The following is a 21,462-nucleotide window of genomic DNA, read 5'->3' as shown; positions in this document are numbered from 1 at the left end:
GTTCCCGGCCACCTCCGCGGCCGCCGGGGAAGGCTCCACGACCGGGGCGGGCACCACGGAGGCGGGCGGTGCGGCCACCGCGACCGCGACCACCCCAGCAACCGCCACCACCGCGACGGCAACGGCCACCGCGACCGCGACCGCGACCGCGACCGCCGAGCCTGCCCCGCAGACGGCCACGGAACCGGCCGCGGAGCAGCCGGCCGCGGAGCCGGAGGCAGAGCCGCAGCCCTCCTCGGCCTCGGCCACCGCCGAAGCCGCCGTCCCGGCCGCCACCGGGGCGGCGGCCTCCACCACGGAACCCGCGACCGCCGCCACCGCCGCCGGCGACCCCGAAGCCCACACCGCGGCGGAGTCGGCGGCGCAGACCCGTCTCGCCACGGCCACCCGCTCCGGCAGCTCCGGTACCCGCACCGCCCTGCTGCCCCCCGGGCGGCCCAACAAGCCGATGATCGCCGCGGCCGTCCTCGGCGGGCTGGTCCTCATCGGATTGCCGTTCCTCATATCCGGCCAGGACGACGAGCCCCGCGCCGCCTCCTCCGAGGCCCCGGCCGGCAGCCCGTTGAACCCCGACGGGTCCGGCCCCGGGCTCGTACCGGGCGAGCAGCGGGTCTCCGTCCCGGGCACCGATCCGGTCGGCGGCGAGCAGCCCGGCCAGGCCCCCGGAACCGCGGCCGGCGACCCCGCGGGCGGCCTCCCCCAGGGCAGCGGCGAGGGCGGCTCCCCCGGAGCCGGGAACCACGCGGCACCCGCCGGGGAGAGCCGTGACACCCCGGGCTCCCAGGCCCCCGCGAAGGGCTCGCCCGGCGCCAACGTGCCCGCGCCCGCGCCGGAGAACCGGCCCGCGGCCGTCACCTACACGCACCTGATCGGGCCCGGCTGCGATACTCCCGGCTTCGCCAACGACGGCGACAAGGGCTGGCTCGGCAGCCGGGGCAGCACCACGTCCTACGGCTGCAGCGGCTTCTACTACAGCCTGCCGATGTCCGGCAGTTCCAAGCCGAACGGCGACGTCTGGGCGCAGTGGAAGTTCACGACGGACAAGGTGCGGAAGGGCCGCTGCTCGGTCCAGGTGTTCATTCCGAACGTGCGCGACCTCACGTACGTCGGCGGCAGCCCCGCCCACTACACCGTCTACCGCTCGTTCGAACGGAAGTCGGGCGACGAGATCGGGTCCTTCTCGATCAACCAGCCCGGCTCGCTGGGCCAGTGGGTCTCCGCCGGGCCCTTCTCGATCACGGACAACAAGATCGCCGTCGTCCTCGACAACCGCGGAAACCGCTCCGACAACCGCCACGCGGCGGCGGCCCCGATCCGGGTCAACTGCACCGCGTCCTAGACCGTCCCGGCGGCCCACCCAAGCCAGGACATATCCCAACACGCGCCCGGTGCCCAGGAGCTGGGTACCGGGGGCCGTCGACGGGGGTTGACCGGGGGCCGGTTGACGGTGGCTCAGGAGGATGTGAGAGATTGCTGCCGCTCTCGTGAAGAACTGCTTAACAGATCGGTGACGGGAGAGGCGCGGCCGACGGCGGACGCGGGGGCGAAAGGCCACGCCAACCCGGCGTTGCGGCGGCCGGGTTGGGCGGATGTGGTGCTATAGCGGGCGTCCGGAAGGGCGAAGATCCGGTGATAGCATCCCCGCATCTGTGATCTTGTTCCGTTTTGACGCAGATGCTGATTGTGATCGGCGGCGCGCTCTCCGTGTAACCGCAGGTGAATCGTGCCGATCAGCTGTGTTGCGGGGCCTCGCGAGGTGTATCTGCAGCCGTCCGCATGCCATGCGCCGGGAAAGGTTTCCATGAATCGAGACGCACTTGTGTGGTGCTTGGTTGCGGTGGCGGCGATAGCCGTCGTCGCGGTCGTGGCACTCGTCGCCCGCAACAGAGCACTGGGGGCGAAGAAGAAGCACACCGAGGCCGAACTGCGGGAACAGCTGCTCGCGGCAGACAGTCACCTGCACGCGTCGCGCGCCCAGCTGGAGAGATTCCGCAGCGAGCAGGACGCCACGCTCCGGGCGGCGAAGGAAGCGGCGGAGGACAACACCAAGGCCGTCCTCAAGGGTGCCGCCAGCCTCCTGCAGAGCCTCGCGGCCGAGCAGACGACGCTCCTCGACGGCATCCAGCGCAAGTACGGCGGACACGCCGTCCTCAGCGACCTGTTGGACGTCAACCACGCCAACGCCCAGATGGCGCGCAAGGCCCAGGGCATCGCCGTCATGTGCGGTGCGCCGCTCGGCCGTCGCAACAGGCCGGCCAGCGTCTACGACGTGGTGCGCAGCGCCCAGGGTCAGATCCGCAACTTCCACCGGGTCGCGATCATGCAGCAGACCAGTCTCGCCCTGAAGTCGTCCGCGGTCGCGCCCGTCGCCCTCGCCGTGGCGGAGCTGCTCGACAACGCCGCCAGCTTCTCGCAGCACGACGCGCCGATCGAGGTGACGTTCCAGCGGGTCCAGAACAACCTGTGCATCGTCATCGACGACGCCGGCGTGAGCATGAACGACGAAGAACGGCAGCGGGCGACCGCGCTGCTCTCCGGAGACGTCGCCCCCCGTCTGTCGCAGCTCGGGACCCAGCCGAAGTTCGGTTTCCCGGTCATCGGCCTGATCGCGCGTCAGCACGGTTTCAAGGTCGACGTCACCGGAGTCTCCCGGTACGGCGGCGTCAGGGCCGTCGTCCTCTTGCCCGAGGAGCTGTGGACCATGGAGGAGATAGCGCCCGTCCAGGAGGCCCCGGTCAGCGACATCCGGCGCGCCACCGAGAGCCGGCCCCAGGGTGCGACCTCGCGTACGACGCACGGTCTGCCCAAGCGCGGCGCGCGGCAGGCTCCCATCGCGAGCGTCCCCGACCCCACCTCGCCGGCGCCCGGGACCCCGGGAGAGACGGTCCGTGCTTCCGGGCGCGGTCTGGGGGCGTTCCAGCGCGGCACGCTCTCCGGCCGCAACCTGGACGCCACCTCGTTCGAAGGGCCCGAAGAGGCATGAGCGCAGACCTGTCGTGGATGCTCGAGGACATCGTGCACAACGTGCCCCGCGCACGGCACGCCGTCCTGCTGTCCGCGGACGGCCTTCCGCGCGGCGCGACCGAAGGCCTGGCCGAGAAGGACGTGCGCACCATCTCCGCGGCCATGGCCGGGATGCAGTCGCTCAGCCGGGCGACGGCCCACTTCGCCGGTCCCGAGGAGGACCGGCAGTGGAACCAGACCATCATCGAGTTCGAGCACGGCTGGAGCTTCCTGATCGGAGCGGGGCAGGGCTCGTACCTCGCCGCCGCGGCCGCGCCCGATGTGGACATGCAGCAGATCTCCTTCCGCATGCACCGCCTCGTCGCCCGGCTGGGCAACAACCTCACCTCGCCGCCCCGGGTGAGCGCCGAGGACGCGGGAGGGCCGCGGGACGGCGTCCCCCGGCAGCAGGGCTCCGGCGACGCGGGATTCGTCCTCGGTGAGCTCGACAAGGTGATGTCCGAGGTCAAGGGGGCCCGCCACGCGGTGCTGCTGGGATCGGACGGTCTCCCCCGCGGGGCGACCAACGGGATGAGCCGCGACCTCGCGGACACGGTCTCCGCGGCCATGACGGGCATCCACGCGTACAGCCGGGTCACTTCGCAGTTCGCGGGGGTCGTCGAGGACGCGGAATGGCGTCAGACGGTCATCGAGTTCCAGCACGGCTGGATCTTCCTGATGGCGGCCGGCCCCGATGCCCTGCTGGCGGCCGCCGCCGAACACGACTGCGACATCGAACAGTTCACCACGCGTCTGCACGAGGTGGTTCCCAGACTGACCGCGGGGGCGACACCGGGGAAGGGGACGGACCATGCCTGATGGACTCGGACGGGACGACGAGCTGGAGCTGACCTCTCCATTAGTCCCGCTCTTCGTGATCACGAACGGACGGGCGCTGCCCCCGGACCACGAGTACGAGCACACGACGCTCGTGACGGCGGCGGCGGAGAGCGGGCAGGTCGCGGCGCGCACGCTGTCCCCGGAAGCGGGACAGGTCATGGACCTGGTCGCAAACGGCTTCCTGTCCGTGGCCGAGGTGGCGGGGCACACGCACCTGCCCCTGGGCATCGTCCGCATCCTCCTGGCGCAGTTGGAGGAGGACCGTCTCATCCTCGCGAGGACCCCGATTCCGCGGACCGAGCGCGTCGACAGAGAGCTGGTCAGCGCCGTGCTCGAAGGCCTGAAGAATCGATTCGGAGCGTAACGCGTGTACTTGGATCCAGACGTCTCCCACGCGGTGAAGATCCTCATAGTGGGACACTTCGGGGTCGGCAAGACCACCTGTATCGGCAGTCTCTCCGAGATCGAGCCCCTGCGGACCGAGGAAGAGATCACCGAAGCCAGCGTGGGCTTCGATGACCTGTCGGGCACGCCCGACAAGACGACCACCACCGTCGCGATGGACTTCGGCCGGCTCACCCTCAGCGACACCCTGGTGCTCTACCTCTTCGGAACGCCCGGCCAGGAGCGCTTCAAGGAGATGTGGGAGGAGCTCTCCCGGGGCGCTCTGGGCGCGCTGGTCCTCGTCGACCCGGAACGGCTGCACGAGTCCTTCCCCGTACTGGACCTCGTCGAACGTTTCGGGCTGACGTACGCCATCGCCGTGAACCACTTCGAGGGCACCACGCACTACCCGCTCGACGAGGTGCGCGAGGCCCTGAACCTCAGCGCCGAGACCCCTGTCGTGGAGTGCGACGTACGGGACGAGAACTCCTCGGCGCAGGCCCTCATCGTCCTCGTGAAACACCTCATGACCCAACTCGGCTAGGAGCGCAGGAATGCAACAGCCACTTGATCCGCAGGAGATACCCCCCGGCTGCCCCGCGCACGGGAACGTCCAGATGTACGGCCCCGCGTTCGGAGCCGACCCCGACAGCCACTACGCACAGCTGCGCGCGTACGGCCACAGTGCGCCCGTGGACATTGCCCCGGACGTCCAGGCCGAGCTCGTCACGAGCTACGACGCCGCTCTGTACGTCCTGCAGAACCCCACCTCCTTCGTGCGCGACTCCCGCCGCTGGAACGCGCTCAACGAAGGGCGCGTCCCGGCCGACAGCCCGGCGCTGCCGATGATGGCCTACCGCCCCAACGCGCTCTTCAGCGACGGTTCGGCACACGCCCGGCTGCGCCGGGCCGTCACCGACAGTCTCGCCACGGTCAACGAGCACCAGCTCATCAGGCAGACGCAGCAGTCCGCCAACTACCTGATCAGCCAGTTCAGTACCGACATCCGCGGCCAGGCGGAGCTGATGGCCGAGTACGCCCAGCCGCTGCCCCTGCTGGTCTTCAGCAACCTGTTCGGCTGCCCGCCCGAGATCGGCGACCGCGTGATCGCCGGTATCAGCGGCATCTTCGAGGGCACCCCCGGAGCCGACGTCGTGCTCGGCGGGGCGCTCAGCGAACTGATCGCCCTCAAGCGAATGCGTCCGACCGACGACTTGACAACCCGCCTGATGGAGCACCCGGCCCAGCTGAGCGACGAGGAACTGCTGCACCAGCTGGTCACCCTGCTCTCGGGCGGCACCGCGCCGCTCGCCGCGGCCATCGGCACCAGCAGCGCCCTGTACCTCGGCGAGGACTGGCAGGTCGGCCTCCCGGTCGAGGACGCGGTCTCCCAGACCCTCTGGAACTACGCGCCGATCGCCAACTACGCGGCGCACTACCCGACGCACGATGTCGAGCTCGGCGGAAGGGTGGTTCGGGCCAATGACCCGGTCCTCATCTCGTTCGCCGCGGCCAACACCGACCCGAAGCTGACCGAGCACCGCGAGCAGCTCAGCGCGAAGGCGCACCTGGCGTTCGGAGCGGGCCCGCACGCCTGCCCCGCCAAGGACCCGGCCTTCATGATCGCCGTGACCGCCGTCGAGACGCTGCTCAACCAGCTTCACGACGTCGAGCTGCGCGTCCCGTTCAAGGCCCTCACCTGGGCACCGAGCCCGTGGAGCCGCTCGCTGGTGACGCTCCCGATCCGCTTCACCCCGAGGACGGTTCCCCTTGCGACCGGGGCGGCCGGAGCCAACCCGGGTCAGACGTCCCAGCAGCAGAATTCCGCTTCCTCGTCCTCCGACACCGGATCCTCGCGTACGAACACCGGTGCCGCGCCGCAGTCCAAGGGGGGCCTGTTCAGCCGCTTCCTGGCCTGGACCAGGGGCGATTGAGGCGAGTGTGATTCTCCTAACCCCCTGAGTACTGGGTGGTAGCGGATGCTCAACGATCATGTGGGTATGCATGGCGGCTGGTTCTCAGAAAGGAGCCGCCGCATGGTGGTTGCCACTATTCCCGCGTATGACCGCAGGGCGTCCGCTTCCCTCTTCTCCCGCCTCCGCACGGCCAGGGGGCAGGCCGACCCCTTCCCCGTGTACGCCGAACTCCTCGCGCGGGGCGAGGTGGTACCCGCCCCCTGGGGCGGGTACGCCGTCACCGGCTTCGCCGCGTGCGACCAGATATTGCGCAGCCGCCAATGGCTGGAGCCCGACAGACAATGGCGGGAGCGCCAGGGGCACGGGACGCGCTGGAACGCGCCCTCCTCGCGCGAGATGAGCCATACGCTCGCCGCGCTCAACGCGCCGGACCACACCACGGTGCGCCGCGCGGCGGGCACGTTCGACCGGGGCACCGTGGCGCGCATCGGCCGCAACGTGACCCGGTCCGCCGATCGGCTCCTCGACGCCTTCACCGAGCGAATACGCACCGGCGAGGCGGACTTCTCGGAGCTCGTCTGCGAGGAGCTGCCGGTGGCCACCATCGGTGAATGGCTCGGACTGCCGCAGGCCGACTGGCCCAGGCTGCGGCAGTTGACACACGATCAGGTCTTCACCCAGGAGCTGCTGCCGTCGGCCAGCCAACTGGCCCTGTCCGACGCGGCCACGGCCGAACTCCGCGCCTATTTCACGGACCTGGTGCGCGAGAGGCGCTCCCACCCCGGCGACGACCCCATCACCCGGTGGATCCGGACGTGGGACGGGATCGAGCCCGACCAGGACAAGGCCGACGAGGCCGTCTACTTCCTGGTGCTGTTCGTCCTGCTGGCCGCCCTGGAAACCACCGCGACCCTGCTCTCGTCGATGGCGCTCCGGCTCGTCGAGAGCCCGGAACGCTGGAACACGGTCGCCGACAACCCGGACCTCGTCCCCGGGTTCGTTGAAGAAACGCTTCGCTACGATCCGCCCACCCACGTGATCAGCCGGGTCGCGTCGCAGGACTCCGTGCTGGGAGGCATCGAGATCCGCCGCGACGAGATGGTCCACCTGATGATCGGGGCGGCGCACCGGGACCCGGCCCGGCACAGGGACCCGGACCGGTTCGACCCCGAACGCACCCCCGACCATCTCGCGTTCAGCGGCGGCATCCACTACTGCCTCGGCGCGCCGCTGGCCCGCCTCGAAGCGCAGACCCTGCTCCGCCAGCTGATCCGGCGCCTCCCCCGCCTGACCCTCGTACGCCCCCCGTCGATGGCGCCCCGTGTGGCGTTCCGACGCCTCCTGAACCTGGACGTAGCAGTCGCATGACCTCACCGACCCCCGCCCCCGTTCACGCCCGGACCCCCCGGACCGCCCCCAAGGCAATCAGCACCGAGCAGGACGGCCCCGTACTCCACGTCCGCCTCAACCCCTGGGGTCAGGACGACACGCTGGACACCGCGGTCCTCGACGACCTCATCGCCCTGCTCGACGAACTCCACGAGAGACCCGACGTCCGGATCCTGACGCTGTCGTCGCTGGGTCCGGACTTCTGCCTCGGTGCCGACCGCAACGAGTACCAGGAGGCATTGGCCGCCGATCCGTCCGGAGTGGCCCTGCGGCGCATCGCCGACAAGGCGCACCGCCTGTGCCAGGCCCTGGAGAACACCCACGCCGTCACCATCGCCCGGCTGCACGGACGGGTCATCGGCGCGGGTCTGGCCCTCGCCTCCTTCTGCGACCTGCGCGCCGGAGCCGACACCAGCCGCTTCCGCATGCCGGAGGTGGGCATAGGGCTGCCGCCGGCCTGGGGCGGGGCGATGGGCCGCCTGGTGTCCGAGGTCGGCGCCTCCAGGATCCGCGAGCTCATGCTCACCTGCGACGTCTTCGACGCCGACACGGCCCACCGCATCGGCCTGCTCCACCGGACCGCCCCCGTGGAGGAGCTGGACAAGGTCGTCGACTCCTGGACCAGGCCCCTGGTCAGACGCTCGCCCGAAGCGCTCGTCCTGACCAAGCGCATGCTGGCCGGCTACGCTCGCGCGGACAGAACGGCAGACGTCTCCCTGCTCGACGCCCACCTCCTGGCCGCCACCCTCCAGCAGCACACGAGAAGTTGATCCCACCCGACCCGCGACGGGCCACCGAAGCCGGCTCATGGGGCCCCCTTCGGCCCGTCGGGATCCGAAAGGGCCGCCCCGGGCACGGGCCGGCGGGGAGTGGACTGGTACGTCGTACCGCGAGCGCGCCGAACCGCCGCTTCCAGGACGGCCTGCCGCCGCACGAGGCCGGGGCCGTCCGGCTCCGTGAGGCGGAAGCCGTGGAGCCGCACGGCATCCGGATCGACGCCTTCGAGCACCGGCCACCCTTCGAGGGCGAACCCGAAGAACCCCCGCAGCGCGGCCTCGCCCAGTTCGAGCGGGTGGAAGGGCAGCGGATACGGCGTCTCGTCCTCCCAGTCCGGGTCCCTCTCCACCGGGTGTTCACCGGCCCAGTACGGGGCCTCGAAGGCGTACGGTTCACCGATGTCCTCGACGACTCCGCTGTCGGGCGACAGGCTCAGCGAGCGGACGAGCCGACCGTCCTCCCAGACCGCGAAGGTCAGCGCGTCCACCACGCTGTGCATGGCGTGCAGGACCATCCTGCGTCCGGCACCCGCCACGACCAGGTGCGCGGGCAGCCGCGACGGACGGACGGTCATCAGGCGCCGGTCACAGACGATGTCCACGCCCGGGAAGCTCGCGGCGTAGGTGAGCCCGTCGGCGGGGTAGGTGCCCTCGCCCAGGCTCTCGCCCTCCGCGGGCTGCGTGCCCCAGCCTGGATACAGCCGCCCGACCAGTTCCTCCGTCTCCCCGGCGCCGGCCGCCGTCGCCCGGCGCAGGGCAGCCGGGATGTCCCCGTCCGCGTAGGCCAGCAGGCCCGTCTTGGCTCCCACGAGTGCCCTCCCCCCCTCGAATCCGTGTGGGATGGACGCTAGCGGTAGCCACTGACAATGGGGGGCGGGGGCGTTCTAGGCGGACTGCTGCTCGTAGCCGGCGAGGCGGACGCAGATGGTGAGGCCCTCGATCGCCTGTTCCAGGTCCGCGAGGGTCGGGTAGCTGGGGGCGATGCGGATGAGGGCGTCGCGGGGGTCGTCGCCGTGCGGGTGCGTGGCGCCGGCCGGGGTCAGGACGATGCCCGCGGCCGCGGCGCGGCGTACGACCTCCTTGGCGCAGCCGTCCGGGACCTGGAGGGCCACGAAGTACCCGCCCTTCGGCGAGGTCCAGGTCGCGAGTCCGGTCTCGCCGAGCTCCGCGTCCAGGATGCGCGCCACCGCCTCGAACTTGGGCTGGAGCAGGGCGCGCTGGCGTTCCATCTGGGCCCTGACCCCGTCCTCGTCGCGCAGGAACAGGGCGTGCCGCAGCTGGTTGACCTTGTCGGGTCCGATCGACCGCTTGGAGCTGTTGGCGAGCAGCCACTGGAGGTTCGCCGGCGAGGCGCCGAAGAAGGCGACGCCGGCGCCCGCCGCGGTGATCTTCGAGGTGGACCCGAACACGAACGCCCGGTCCGGGTTGGCGGCCTCGGCGCAGGCGGCGAGCAGGTCGGCGATCTCGGTGGGCTCGTCGGTGAGGTGGTGGGCGGCGTACGCGTTGTCCCAGAAGATCCGGAAGTCCGGGGCCGCGGTGCTCATCGAGGCGAGCCGCGCCACGACGGCGTCGCTGTAGCAGGCGCCGTCCGGGTTGCTGTACTTCGGTACGCACCAGATTCCCTTGACCGCCGGGTCCTCGGCGACGAGCCGCTCCACGGCCTCCATGTCGGGGCCCTCGGCGGTCATCGGAACCGGGATCATGTCGATCCCGAACCGCTCGCAGAGCGCGAAGTGCCGGTCGTACCCGGGCACCGGGCACAGGAAGGCGATCCGCCCCTGGTCCACCCAGCGCGACTCGGCGCCCGGCAGCACGCCCAGCAGGGCGTGCACCAGGCAGTCGTGCATCAGCTCGAGGCTGGAGTTCCCCGCGGCGAGGAGCTGCCCGGCCGGCACCTGGAGCACGCCGGCGAAGATCTCACGGAGCTCGGGCAGCCCCTGCAGACCGCCGTAGTTGCGCACGTCCGTGCCGTCGGCGGAGGTGTACCGGCCGCCGGGCAGGCTCAGCAGGTCCTGGGAGAGGTCGAGCTGCTCCGGAGCCGGCTTGCCCCGGGTGAGGTCGAGCGCGAGCCCGCGTTCCGCGAGGGCCCGGTAGTCCTGGCGGGCCCGCTCCAGGAGCGCGGTCAGGGTGTCGGGGCTGAGCTCGGTGGTCATGGTGGTTCCTCTCGCACGTGCCGCATCGACGGGTGGCGTGCCGAGGATACAAACCGGGCCGGAACGGGTGGGTGGAGTTTCGTTCCGGCCCGGTGGAGGTCAGGGCTTCGGGAGTTCCGTGCGGAGTTCGCGGGCCGCCGATACCAGGTGTTCCAGGGAGCTGCGGGTTTCGGGCCAGCCCCGGGTTTTCAGGCCGCAGTCCGGGTTGACCCACAGGCGGTCCGCGGGGATGGCTTCCAGTCCCTTGCGCAGGAGGGCGGCCGTTTCCGCGGTGGAGGGGATGCGCGGGGAGTGGATGTCCCAGACTCCGGGGCCGACTTCGCGCGGGTAGCCGGCGGAGGCGAGTTCGTCCGCGACCCGCATGTGGGAGCGGGCCGCCTCCAGGCTGATGACGTCGGCGTCGAGGTCGTCGATGGCCCGCAGGACGTCGCCGAACTCCGCGTAGCACATGTGGGTGTGGATCTGGGTTTCCGGACGGACCCCGCCGGTGGTGAGGCGGAAGGACTCGGTGGCCCACTCCAGGTAGTCGGCGTGGCCGTCGGCGCGCAGCGGCAGGGTTTCCCGCAGGGCCGGCTCGTCCACCTGGATCACCGAAGTGCCCGCCCTTTCCAGGTCGTTCACCTCGTCGCGGAGCGCCAGGGCGACCTGGCGGGCCGTCTCCCCGAGGGGCTGGTCGTCGCGTACGAAGGACCAGGCGAGCATGGTGACCGGGCCGGTGAGCATGCCCTTGACCGGCTTGGACGTCTGCCGCTGGGCGTACGTCGTCCAGCGCACCGTCATCGGATCGGGACGGGAGACGTCGCCGGCCAGGACCGGCGGGCGCACGTAGCGGGTGCCGTAGGACTGGACCCAGCCGTGCTGGGTGGAGAGGTAGCCGGTGAGCTGCTCGGCGAAGTACTGGACCATGTCGTTGCGTTCGGGCTCGCCGTGCACGAGGACGTCGATTCCGGTCTTCTCCTGGAAGGCGATGACCTCGCGGATCTCCGCCTCGATGCGCTCCTCGTACTCGGCCGCGTCGATGCGGCCCGAGCGCAGGTCGGCGCGGGCGGTGCGCAGTTCGGCGGTCTGCGGGAACGAGCCGATGGTCGTGGTGGGCAGCAGGGGCAGCATCAGCCGGGCGCGCTGGGCGGCGGCCCGGTCGGCGTAGGGGTGGGGGCGGCGTCCGTCGGCGTCGGTGACGGCCGCGGCGCGGGCACGGACGGCGGGGTCGTGGGTGATCGCGGAGGCGGCTCGGGAGGCGAGGTCGGCGCGGTTGGCGGCGAGTTCGGCCGTGATCGCCCCGGTGCCCCGGGCCAGTCCGCGCGCCAGGGTGGTGATCTCGGTGGTCTTCTGGCGGGCGAAGGCCAGCCAGCGCCGGATCTGCGGGTCGATGTCGCGCTCGGCGTCGGCGTCCAGGGGGACGTGGAGCAGGGAGCAGGAGGAGGCCACGTCGACCCGGCCGGCGAGGCCGAGGAGGGTGCCGAGGGTGGTCAGCGACTGTCGGTAGTCGTTGATCCAGACGTTGCGGCCGTTGACGACGCCCGCGACCAGCCGCTTGCCGGGCAGGCCGCCGACGGCCGCGAGGTCGGCGAGGTTGGCGGCGGCGGCCCCGGTGAAGTCGAGGGCGAGGCCCTCGACCGGGGACTTGGCGAGTACGGGCAGTGCGTCGCCGAGCCGGTCGAAGTAGGAGGCGACGAGGATCCTGGGCCGCTCGGTGAGGGGGTCGAGGGCTCCGAGTTCGCGGTAGGTGCGGGCGGCGGCGTTGAGCTCGGCGGGGGTGCGGTCCTGGACGAGGGCGGGCTCGTCCAGTTGGACCCACTCGGCTCCCGCGGCGCGCAGCGCGGCGAGCACCTCGGCGTACACGGGCAGCAACCGGTCGAGCAGGGTGATCGGTTGGAAGTCGTCCGCGACCCCGGGGGCGGGTTTGGCCAGCAGCAGGTACGTCACCGGTCCGACCAGTACGGGGCGTGCGGTGTGGCCGAGGGCGACCGCCTCCGCGAGTTCGGCCACCTGCTTGCCGGGGTTCGCCGTGAACCGGGTGTCGGGGCCGAGTTCGGGGACCAGGTAGTGGTAGTTGGTGTCGAACCACTTGGTCATTTCCAGCGGGGCGACGTCCTGGGTGCCGCGGGCCATCGCGAAGTACCCGTCCAGGGCGTCCGCCTGGACGGCGGCGCGGTGGCGGCGCGGGATCGCGCCGACCATGACGGTGGTGTCGAGGACGTGGTCGTAGTACGAGAAGTCGCCGGTCGGCACCTCGTCGATGCCGGCCTCGGCCAGCTGCAGCCAGTTGGCGCGGCGCAGTTCGCGGGCGGTCCGGCGCAGGGCGTCGGCGCCGACGCGGCCCTTCCAGTACCCCTCGACGGCCTTCTTCAGCTCCCGGTCGCGGCCCTGGCGGGGGTAGCCGTACACGGTGGCCGGTCCCACCGAGGACGTGGGCGAGGATGCGGGTGCCGATGCGGACTCGGACGCGGATGTGGTCTCCGGCGCGGCCGTCGCGGCTGTGGTGGTCGTGTTCGTGCGGGTCACGGAACTCTCCTTCGCGAGCGTGTCTCCCTGAACCCGGTGACGGGCGAGAGCGCGAAGGGTGACGCAACCGGCGGTCCGCCGGCAGCGCGTACCACTGGGTACGCGCGGGACGTCCGCCTGATATGTGTCGCCGACCCGCCCACGAGGTCACCGGGATTTCCGCGCGCGACGGGTCGCGCACGGGCAACGGGCAGGTCTTCGGACTCGCGGGCACGTCTGCCGGGGGCAGACACCTACCGGCCGTCGCTTCCCGGGCCCGTCGGACCCAGTGCGTATGACGGCTTTCGTTCCCACTCACCGCTGCGGGGCAGTCCCGGATTCCCACCGGGTTCCCTCTTGCGACGCACCCGTCTGGCGGACGGGGGCGAACCAGCTGCGTCGGCAAGCCTAGGGCGTCCGGCGCGAACGCGCGCGAGCCCGTACCGCATTGCGGACCGTGAGATGGGACACGGTGCGGGTACGGGGCCCTGCGCGCGGCCCCGTACCCGCCGGTGTCAGGCGCCCCGGCGCAGGGCGATGGTGTCGCCCACGTTGATCACCTTGTCGCGGTCGGCACCGGCGAAGGCGGAGCCGTCGACGCCGACCTTCCAGGTGTCGGAGCCGCTGTCGGCCCGGCCGTTGACCGCGGTGATCGGGCCGCCACCCGACGACGGGGTCACGCTCGTGACGCAGCCCGCCGGGGTGGCCGAGGCGGCGGCCGCGTTCAGGACCTCGCCGAGGGTGGTGGTCGTACCGCTCGGGGTGAAGGCGACCGAGCAGACCTTCAGGCCGCCGGCGCCGTCGTCGACGGTGAGCGCCAGCTTGGTGGCGGTGCCCGCGGTGAAGGAGGCGGCGGAGACCCACTGCGGGGCGCCGGGCGTCACCGGAACGGGCGGCGCGGAGGTGAATCCCCCTCCCGCGACGGCGCGCAGGGCGTCGATGGAGGCGTAGGCGGACGGGCCGGTGTCGGCCGGCTTGTACTTGAAGCCGCCCGCCGGGTCGTACTGGTTGGCGATCAGGAAGTCGACCGGGGTCTTGCCCGAAGGCGTGAGGAAATCGCCCGTCTGCGGGTTGATCCCGCAGGCGTTGAGCCCGGCGACGGCCCAGCCGTTGGAGCTGGTGTTGACCCCGTAGAGGGAGTTGAAGGCACCGGTCGGGGCGAGCCTGCCCCTGAGGAAGTTCTTCGCCCGGACCACGCCGGTGTCGGTGCCGGGGACGCCCGAGACGCAGAGGGCCGCCATCGCCGCACCGGTCATGTCCACGTCGCCCTGGGCGGCCAGGGCGGTGGGGTTGCCCTCGGCCTTGCCGAAGGTCCAGCCGCCGTCGTTGTGCTGGTTGGCGCGGATGCGGGCGACCATCGAGTCGGTCAGCGCCTGCGGGACGCGGTTGGCGCCTGCCCGGGTCTTGGCGCCGCCGAGCGAAAGGGCCGCGAAAACGGTGCCGTTGAAGTTTCCGGAGGGGCCGAAGTAGCCCGGCTCGGCGGTCTGCCAGTAGGAGTAGACGTTCGCGATCAGGTTGCGGGAGGCGGAGACGCGGGCCGGGTCGATGCCCGCGGCGTACGCGTTCAGGGTGCCGCGCTCGTAGTCGGTGACGACCGGGGCGGCGGACGGCCAGCCCGCCGTGGAGAGCAGGTCGCGGTAGACGGTGCGGGCGTTCTTCGTGGTGTCGCCGCCCGGGGCGACGTCGACGACGGCGGTGCCGGAGGCGGCGAAGGCACTGAACGCCCACTCGTTGGACAGGCCGGAGCCGGCGTACGAACCGTCCGCCGCCTGGAGCGACTTGAGGTAGGCGACGCCGTTCGCCCTGGACGTGGCGAGCTGCGCGGGGGTCGAGGTCGCGAAGGCGGGGAGCGCGGTGAGGGCGAGGGCCCCGAGCACGGCGGGCACCGCGAGCGCGAGCCGGCGGGGCGCACGGAGGCGGGGCGCGCCGGAACGGGACGCCACTGAACTGGGCGCGCCGGTACGGCAGGTACCTGAAGTGGGCGTGCTGGTACGGGACATGGCCTGCTCCTGGAATCGGCGGACGCCGGCCGCTCCCCCGCGCCGCGAGGCCGTGCGCGGGCACGGCAGGGCACGCCGGGGGCCGCCGCCCGGAACGCGTGGTACGGCTTCCTGTGGTGCTTCGCCGCATGGGCATTCGGGCTCGGAGACGGCCCCCGCCGTCCCACACCGTTGCGCGTCAGCTCCGGCCTCTCACCGGATTCCCCCATGTGGCAGCCCAGGACGCTACCCGAGCGGTCAAGAGGTCCGCCAGCGGCCCACCGGCCCCTCGCTCGAGGGCGGTTGGAGCCAGAGGGGCGCCGCCTTGACGGTTCGCACGCATCCGTGTTGCACTCCGGCTGACAGTCACTCAGCACCAGGGGAAGCCGGTCGAAGTCCGGCGCTGACCCGCAACCGTAGACCCGGAACCCTCCGGGTGAGCCGGAACACCTGGCGCACCGTCATGAAACGCAGAACGCAGAACGCCGTCGCGGACTACGGCGTGGTCGTCACCGCTCCCCCACGGCGCCGCCGTGCGCGGGGGGCGCCACCACGCACGCGTCCGCCCGGCCGGCAGAGACGAGGGCCGCGGTGGGCACCGAACAGCAGGCGCGACGGCGGGCGCGACGGCAGGCCGTGCGCAGACGCCGGCTGCTGTCCCTGGCGACGGCTTCGTTACTGACGCTCGCCGCGGGAGTGGCGTTCCTCACCGTCCCGCCGGCCGCGAGCGCCGACCCGGTCGGCCGGTGCACGGCCACCGCCGGCGCCGTGGTCGCCGTGGACTTCGGCCCGTTCGGCGGCAAGGTCGAACGGGGCTGCGACACCACGCCCACCACGGGGTACGAACTGCTGCACACGGCCGGGTTCACCACGGAAGGCACCGTGCACGACGGCGACGCCTTCGTCTGCCGCATCGGGACCGGCGCCTTCAACTCCGGTACGCGCTACCCGACTCCGGCCACGGAGGACTGCGTCCTCACCCCGAAGTCCACCGCCTACTGGTCGTACTGGCACGCCTCGCCCGGCGACAGGAAGTGGACGTACAGCTCCCTCGGCGCGAAGACCCGCGAGCCGAAGCCCGGCGACGTGGACGCCTGGGTGTTCGGCGGGACCGACGCCGGCGGCGAGTCCGGCCAGCCCGCCTTCTCCCCCGACGAGGTGCGGGCCGGCGGTGCGGGCCCCACCCCGGACCCCACCGGCCCGAAGCCGCCGGACGTACCGCCGGGCGCGGTCGACGTCCCCGCCGCGACCCGCTGGCTGACCGGGAGGCTGGCCGACGGCGAGCGCGTGCTCAAGGCGGACTCCACCGACCCGGACTACCTGGCCACCACCGAGGTGGTCTACGCCCTCGCGGCGGCCGATCCCAAGAGCCCCGCCGCCCGGAAGGCCGCCGCTTTCCTCGCCGCGCCCGCGCACACGGAGGCGTACGCGTACCCCTCCGGCAAGGACCTCGCGCCGGACGCGACGGCCGCCGCACGGCTCGCGCTCGTGGCCGAGGCGACCGGCCGGGACCCCCGCGCCTTCGGCGGGCACGACCTGCTCGGCGATCTCGTGAAGTACGTGTGCACCAGCGGCGCCGAGGCCGCCGATCCGGTCCCCGGCTGCGCCACCAAGGGCGACTTCCGTACGCCCTACCAGGCCGATGGCCAGGCCCTGGCCGTGATCGCCCTGCTCAACGGCGGGGTGACGCCGCCCGCGGACGCCGTGAGCCGGCTGGCCGCCCTCCAGTGCGAGGACGGCGGTTTCAGCGGCATGCTGCTCCGCCCCGGCGACTGGTGCGACAGCGACGCGGCCTCCACGGGGCTGATGACCCTGGCCCTGAAGCGGGCCGGCGGCCACGATCCGGCCGTGCGGAAGGGCCGCGCGTACCTGAAGAAGGCCCAGTTGCCGACCGGGTCCCTGCCCGCGGCCTCGTACACCACCGCCGGCAGCGCCTTCTCCACCGGCGTGGCCGCCCAGGCCCTGCGCGCGCTCGGCGACCCGCTCTTCGCCGACGCCGCGGTCTCCTGGCTGTCCAGGGCCCAACTCCCGCAGGGCGCCTTCCCGTTCGAGGAGCCGGACACCGCGCCCGTACTGATGGCCACCACCGCGGCCGCCGTCGCCGGCGCGAAGACGGACCTGGTGGCGCTCACCACGAAGAAGCCCGACCCGCCGAAGACCCCGGACCCGGACCCCGCCACGCCCCTGCCGGGCGACGGACCGGACCTGAAGAAGGGCACGGCGTACCTCACCGCCCCCTCCCGGCTGATCCAGGGCCGCTACTACGAGAACGCCCCCGGCAGCGGCTTCGCCGACTACGGCCTGACCATCGACGGCGCCTTCGCCCTCGCCGCGACGGGCGAGGACAACGCCACCCTGCGCGACATCGTCGACTTCCTCGACAAGGGCGGCCGGGACGGCAAGGGACGCGGCCTGCACGACTGGACGCAGCTCGGCACCAAGTACGCGGGCGGCGGCTCCCTCGGCAAGGCGGCCGTCCTCGCCGAAGCCGTGGGCCGCGATCCGCGCGCCTTCGGCGGCCAGGACCTGATCGCGGCGCTCGCCAGATCCGTGTGCCCCGCCAAGTCCCCCGCACCCGACCGCTCTTGCGCCGCCAAGGGTGCCTACACCAACGCCACGTCCGTCTTCTCCCAGTCCCTCGGCGTCATCGCCCAGGTCCGGGCGGGCGAGAGCGCCGCCGCGAGCGAGCCGATCGGCTACCTGAAGGGCCTCCAGGAGCCCTCGGGCGCCTGGCCCAGCCTGATCGGCGAGCCCAGCCGGGCCGAGGTGGACTCCACCGCGATGGCCGCCATGGCCCTCGCCCTGCTCCCGGACGCCGCCTCGCGGGCGGCCGTCGGCAAGGCCCTGGTCTGGCTCGCGGCCCAGCAGAAGGAGGACGGCGGATTCCCCGGCGCCTCCGGGAACTCGGTCAACTCGGCGGCCCTGGCCGTGCAGGGCATGTCCCTGGACGGCCCGAAGTACCGGGACCGGATCGCCGGGGCCCGCGGGTTCCTCGCCTCGCAGCAGAACGGGGACGGCGGCTTCAACGTGGCCAAGGGCGGCCAGGCCGGCTCCGACGTCCGCGCCTCCACCCAGGCCGTCGGCGGCGCCACCACGCTCTCCTTCGCCACCCTCGTCCGCAGCCTGGACGGCACCACACCGCGGCCCGTCCCCGGCACCCCGGGCCGGCCGTCCCCCTCGCCCGCCGGCCCCGTCGTCGTGACCCCGGGCGAGGGGGCGGATGCCTCCGGCGGCGGTGGGCGCCTCGCCCCCACCGGTGCGCGGATCACGGCACTCGCCACCGCGGCCGCCCTGCTGGTCCTGGGCGGCTGGGGCGTCACCGCCGCCGCCCGCAGGCGCCGTCCGACTCCCCGGGAGCGCCGGTGATCTCCGTGCCGACGGCCCTGACCCGCCCCGCGGCCGGGCTCGCGCTGGTGGTCTCGGTCTTCGCCGCCCCCGCCGCCCCGGCCGCCGCCGACCCGCTGCCGATGGGGCAGTGCACCACCTCCTCGGGCGTCGTCCTCGCCGTGGACTTCGGCCACTGGGGCGGCCCCGTGTACCGGTCCTGCGGTGCGACGCCCACCACCGGCTACGAGCTCCTCAACCAGGGCGGCTGGGCCACGACCGGCACGGGCCACGACGGTCCCGCCTTCATCTGCCGCATCGGCTACAGCGGCCACCAGGGCGGCAGGCAGTACCCGACACCGCAGCAGGACGACTGCGTCCTGACGCCGCCGGCCTCCGCGTACTGGTCGTACTGGCACGCCGACCCGGGCCAGAACACCTGGGAGTACAGCCAGTTGGGCGCCATGCTCTACAAGCCGAAGCCCGGCGCCGTCGATCTGTGGACCTTCGGCGGGACCGACGTCGAGGGCACCCGGGGACGGCCCGCGGTCACCCCCGACCAGCTGCGCGCGAAGAACGCCCAGCCCACCGGCGGCTCCGGGCCCGCGCCGAAGGACACCCGGACGGCCGCCCCGCCGCCGGGCGTCGACACCGGACCCGCGCCGCGGGACCCCGGGCAGGCCGGTCCGTCCGCGCCCCCGGCCCCCTCGGAGCCGCAGAGCCCCCCGCCCTCCGCGTCCGCTTCCGGGAGCGCCCCGCCCGCGCCCGCCCCGGCGGCCGGTTCCGCCGCAGGGGCCGCGCCTGCCCCCGGACCCCGGGTCGTGGACGCGGCGCCCGCCGCCGACGCCGAGCACGACGCCGGATCGTTCCTGCCCGCCGTCGGCACCGGTGCGCTGGTGCTGCTGATCGGCGCTGCGGCCGCGTACGCCGCCAAGCGCCGCCGTAGTACGGAGTAACCCCGTGTCACGCACCACCGCCTCCATGGCCGGGCCGCCCGCGCCCGTGCCCCGCCCCGCGCCGGACACCGGGGGCCGCCGGCTGCCCCGCACCCTGCATCCGGTCGCCTGGTGGATCTGGGCCCTGTCCCTGGCCACCGCCGTCAGCCGGACCAACAATCCGCTGCTGCTGTTCCTGGTCCTCGCCGTCCTCGGCTACGTCGTCACCGTGCGCCGTACCGAGGCTCCTTGGGCCCGGGGCTTCACGTACTACCTCTACCTGGCGCTCACCGTCGTGGCGGTCCGGGTGGTCTTCCGCGCCGTCTTCGCGACCGGCATCACCCCCCGGGACCACTTCCTCTTCTCCCTCCCCCGGGTCTCCACCCCCGACTGGTACGCGGGCATCCGGCTCGGCGGCCCCGTCTCCCTGGAGGCGCTGCTCTCCGCCGCCACCGACGGGCTGCGCCTCGCCTGCATGCTGTGCTGCATCGGCGCGGCCAACACCCTCGCCAACCCCAAGCGGGCGCTGCGCGTCCTGCCCGGCGCGCTGTACGAACTGGGCGTGGCCGTCACCGTTTCCATCAGCGTCGCGCCCCAACTCGTCCAGAGCGTGCAGCGCGTGCACCGGGCGAGGCGGCTGCGGGCCGGGCGCGCCAGGGGGTTGCGCGCCCTGCGCGGCGTCATCGTCCCCGTGCTCGAGGACGCCCTGGAGCGTTCCCTGCGGCTGGCCGCCGCCATGGATTCCCGGGGGTACGGCCGGGCGGGCACCGCCACCCGCCGCTCCCGCCGTGCGACCGGCGCCCTCATGCTGCTGGGCATGTGCGGGCTGTGCGCGGGCGCGTACGGACTCCTCGACGCGACCGCGCCGGCCCTCCTCGGGTTCCCCGCGCTGGGCGCCGGCGCCCTCCTGTGCTTCGCGGGGCTCCGGCTCGGCGGCCGCCGGATCACCCGGACCACCTACCGTCCCGACCCCTGGCGCCCGGCCGAATGGGCCGTCTCCGGCTGCGGGGTGCTCTCCGCCGCGCTGCTGTTCGGCAACACCGGGTTCGACGCCGCCGACCTCAACCCCTCGATCTACCCGCTCGGTTGGCCGGCGCTGCCGCTCGTACCGGCGGTGGCCATCCTGCTCGCGGGGGCCGCGGGCTTCCTGGCACCGCCGCCGGCCCGGCCCGGAACCCCGGCACCGGCAGCACCCCCGGCGCCGCCCGCGGCGCCGAAACCGGCCGCGACAACGGCCGCCGCACGGCCCCCGGAGCCACCCGCGGCACGGGCTTCGATACCGGCCCAGCCGGCGGGTCCGCCCGCGGATCCGCCCGCCGTCGTCCGTCTCCCGCCCACGGTCCGGATCCCCACCCAGCGCACCGAGGAACCCATGTGATCACCTTCGACCAGGTCACCGTCCAGTACGAGGACGCGGCCGAGCCGGTTCTGCGGGAGGTGGACCTGACGGTGGAGGAAGGCGAGCTCTGCCTCGTCGTCGGCCACACCGGCGTCGGCAAGTCCACCCTGCTCGGCGCCGTCAACGGTCTCGTACCGCATTTCACCGGGGGCACCCTGCACGGCCGCGTCCTCGTCGACGGCCGCGACACCTCCACGCATCCGCCGCGCGAACTCGCCGACGTGGTGGGCGTGGTGGGGCAGGACCCGCTCGACGGTTTCGTCACCGATACCGTCGAGGAGGAACTGGCCTACGCGATGGAGCAGTTGGCCGTCCCTCCGGCCACCATGCGCAAACGCGTCGAGGAGACCCTCGATCTGCTCGGCCTGGCCGACCTGCGCCACCGCGCCCTGCACGAGCTGTCCGGCGGGCAGCAGCAGCGCGTGGCGATCGGCTCCGTCCTGACCGCGCACCCCCGGGTCCTCGTCCTCGACGAGCCCACCTCCGCCCTGGACCCGACGGCCGCGGAGGAGGTCCTCGCCGCCGTCACCCGGCTCGTCCACGACCTCGGCGTCACCGTCCTGCTCGCCGAACACCGACTGGAGCGCGTGGTCCAGTACGCCGACCGCGTCCTCCACCTCCCGGGCGACGGCCGCGTCGTGGCCGGTCCGCCCCACGAGGTCTTCCGTACGTCGTCCATCGCCCCGCCCATCGTCGAGCTGGGCCGGACCGCCGGATGGTCCCCGCTCCCCCTCTCGGTCCGCGACGCCCGCCGCGCGGCCGCGCCGCTGCGCGCCCGGCTGGCCGGGGCCGCTCCGCCGCCGGTCCGGCCCGCACCCTCGGCGGACCGCACTCGGCTGCTCACCGCCCGCGGGGTGACCGTGTCCAACCACGGCGTGCC

16 protein-coding genes and 2 riboswitches are annotated in these 21,462 nt (G+C 73.0%); of the genes, 12 read left to right on the top strand and 4 right to left on the bottom strand.

Annotated elements, in window-relative coordinates:
* The 8 genes from ACWGDE_RS19515 to ACWGDE_RS19480 all read left to right on the top strand — a co-directional run.
* Positions 1–1,339 (top strand): hypothetical protein (locus ACWGDE_RS19515; protein WP_453390235.1); only part of this gene is annotated, 1,339 nt, incomplete at its 5' end.
* A gap of 462 nt (positions 1,340–1,801) precedes the next feature.
* Positions 1,802–2,983: an ATP-binding protein gene (locus tag ACWGDE_RS19510; protein ID WP_453390234.1), complete on the top strand. Its 1,182-nt coding sequence runs from the start codon at positions 1,802–1,804 to the stop codon at positions 2,981–2,983.
* The gene (locus tag ACWGDE_RS19505; protein ID WP_453390233.1) at positions 2,980–3,822 is read left to right on the top strand and encodes a roadblock/LC7 domain-containing protein; all 843 of its coding nucleotides are present in this window, start codon (positions 2,980–2,982) and stop codon (positions 3,820–3,822) included. The genes ACWGDE_RS19510 and ACWGDE_RS19505 overlap by 4 nt, the downstream gene beginning before the upstream one ends.
* Positions 3,815–4,207: a DUF742 domain-containing protein gene (locus tag ACWGDE_RS19500; RefSeq protein WP_453390232.1), complete on the top strand. Its 393-nt coding sequence runs from the start codon at positions 3,815–3,817 to the stop codon at positions 4,205–4,207. Before ACWGDE_RS19505 ends, ACWGDE_RS19500 begins: the two co-directional genes overlap by 8 nt.
* Before the next feature lie 3 nt (positions 4,208–4,210).
* On the top strand, positions 4,211–4,771 hold the full coding sequence (locus tag ACWGDE_RS19495) for a GTP-binding protein (RefSeq protein WP_453390231.1): 561 nt from the start codon (positions 4,211–4,213) through the stop codon (positions 4,769–4,771).
* Between the two features lie 10 nt (positions 4,772–4,781).
* On the top strand, positions 4,782–6,161 hold the full coding sequence (locus ACWGDE_RS19490; protein ID WP_453390230.1) for a cytochrome P450: 1,380 nt from the start codon (positions 4,782–4,784) through the stop codon (positions 6,159–6,161).
* A gap of 102 nt (positions 6,162–6,263) precedes the next feature.
* On the top strand, positions 6,264–7,511 hold the full coding sequence (locus ACWGDE_RS19485) for a cytochrome P450 (RefSeq protein WP_453390229.1): 1,248 nt from the start codon (positions 6,264–6,266) through the stop codon (positions 7,509–7,511).
* Positions 7,508–8,302, top strand: coding sequence for an enoyl-CoA hydratase/isomerase family protein (locus tag ACWGDE_RS19480; RefSeq protein ID WP_453390228.1), 795 nt, complete (start codon positions 7,508–7,510; stop codon positions 8,300–8,302). The genes ACWGDE_RS19485 and ACWGDE_RS19480 overlap by 4 nt, the downstream gene beginning before the upstream one ends.
* Positions 8,303–8,337: 35 nt before the next feature.
* On the opposite strand, the gene ACWGDE_RS19475 is transcribed toward ACWGDE_RS19480, so the two are convergent.
* The 4 genes from ACWGDE_RS19475 to ACWGDE_RS19460 all read right to left on the bottom strand — a co-directional run bounded on the left by ACWGDE_RS19475 (position 8,338) and on the right by ACWGDE_RS19460 (position 14,945).
* Positions 8,338–9,117 carry a DUF6928 family protein gene (locus ACWGDE_RS19475; RefSeq protein ID WP_453390227.1) on the bottom strand — a complete coding sequence of 260 codons (780 nt, stop codon included), beginning with the start codon at positions 9,115–9,117 and terminating at the stop codon, positions 8,338–8,340.
* Positions 9,118–9,192: 75 nt separating this feature from the next.
* Positions 9,193–10,461, bottom strand: a complete 1,269-nt coding sequence (locus tag ACWGDE_RS19470) for an aminotransferase class I/II-fold pyridoxal phosphate-dependent enzyme (protein WP_453390226.1) — start codon at positions 10,459–10,461, stop codon at positions 9,193–9,195.
* Between the two features lie 99 nt (positions 10,462–10,560).
* Positions 10,561–12,864 carry a 5-methyltetrahydropteroyltriglutamate--homocysteine S-methyltransferase gene (gene metE / locus ACWGDE_RS19465; protein ID WP_453390237.1) on the bottom strand — a complete coding sequence of 768 codons (2,304 nt, stop codon included), beginning with the start codon at positions 12,862–12,864 and terminating at the stop codon, positions 10,561–10,563.
* A 274-nt stretch (positions 12,865–13,138) separates the two neighbouring features.
* Positions 13,139–13,355, bottom strand: a riboswitch (cobalamin riboswitch).
* Positions 13,356–13,460: 105 nt separating this feature from the next.
* Positions 13,461–14,945: a hypothetical protein gene (locus tag ACWGDE_RS19460; protein WP_453390225.1), complete on the bottom strand. Its 1,485-nt coding sequence runs from the start codon at positions 14,943–14,945 to the stop codon at positions 13,461–13,463.
* A gap of 313 nt (positions 14,946–15,258) precedes the next feature.
* Positions 15,259–15,396: riboswitch (cobalamin riboswitch) on the top strand.
* Positions 15,397–15,515: 119 nt separating this feature from the next.
* Here ACWGDE_RS19460 and ACWGDE_RS19455 point away from each other — a divergent pair.
* The 4 genes from ACWGDE_RS19455 to ACWGDE_RS19440 all read left to right on the top strand — a co-directional run.
* The gene (locus tag ACWGDE_RS19455) at positions 15,516–18,290 is read left to right on the top strand and encodes a prenyltransferase/squalene oxidase repeat-containing protein (protein ID WP_453390224.1); all 2,775 of its coding nucleotides are present in this window, start codon (positions 15,516–15,518) and stop codon (positions 18,288–18,290) included.
* The gene (locus ACWGDE_RS19450) at positions 18,287–19,204 is read left to right on the top strand and encodes a hypothetical protein (protein ID WP_453390223.1); all 918 of its coding nucleotides are present in this window, start codon (positions 18,287–18,289) and stop codon (positions 19,202–19,204) included. The genes ACWGDE_RS19455 and ACWGDE_RS19450 overlap by 4 nt, the downstream gene beginning before the upstream one ends.
* A 25-nt stretch (positions 19,205–19,229) precedes the next feature.
* Positions 19,230–20,561 (top strand): CbiQ family ECF transporter T component, encoded by a 1,332-nt coding sequence (locus ACWGDE_RS19445; RefSeq protein ID WP_453390236.1) that lies wholly within the window; start codon positions 19,230–19,232, stop codon positions 20,559–20,561.
* The coding region (locus tag ACWGDE_RS19440; protein WP_453390222.1) for an energy-coupling factor ABC transporter ATP-binding protein at positions 20,558–21,462 on the top strand (905 nt) is incomplete at its 3' end. The genes ACWGDE_RS19445 and ACWGDE_RS19440, both read left to right, overlap by 4 nt.

It is taken from the genome of Streptomyces sp. NPDC054956 (genome assembly GCF_053609185.1).
This window is presented reverse-complemented; position numbering and strand designations above follow the sequence as displayed.

Coding starts and splice junctions, on each gene's coding strand:
- ACWGDE_RS19510 (WP_453390234.1), top strand. CDS start 1,802: ATGAATCGAGACGCACTTGTGTGGTGCTTGGTTGCGGTGGCGGCGATA.
- ACWGDE_RS19505 (WP_453390233.1), top strand. CDS start 2,980: ATGAGCGCAGACCTGTCGTGGATGCTCGAGGACATCGTGCACAACGTG.
- ACWGDE_RS19500 (WP_453390232.1), top strand. CDS start 3,815: ATGCCTGATGGACTCGGACGGGACGACGAGCTGGAGCTGACCTCTCCA.
- ACWGDE_RS19490 (WP_453390230.1), top strand. CDS start 4,782: ATGCAACAGCCACTTGATCCGCAGGAGATACCCCCCGGCTGCCCCGCG.
- ACWGDE_RS19485 (WP_453390229.1), top strand. CDS start 6,264: ATGGTGGTTGCCACTATTCCCGCGTATGACCGCAGGGCGTCCGCTTCC.
- ACWGDE_RS19480 (WP_453390228.1), top strand. CDS start 7,508: ATGACCTCACCGACCCCCGCCCCCGTTCACGCCCGGACCCCCCGGACC.
- ACWGDE_RS19470 (WP_453390226.1), bottom strand. CDS start 10,461: ATGACCACCGAGCTCAGCCCCGACACCCTGACCGCGCTCCTGGAGCGG.
- ACWGDE_RS19460 (WP_453390225.1), bottom strand. CDS start 14,945: ATGTCCCGTACCAGCACGCCCACTTCAGGTACCTGCCGTACCGGCGCG.
- ACWGDE_RS19445 (WP_453390236.1), top strand. CDS start 19,230: ATGGCCGGGCCGCCCGCGCCCGTGCCCCGCCCCGCGCCGGACACCGGG.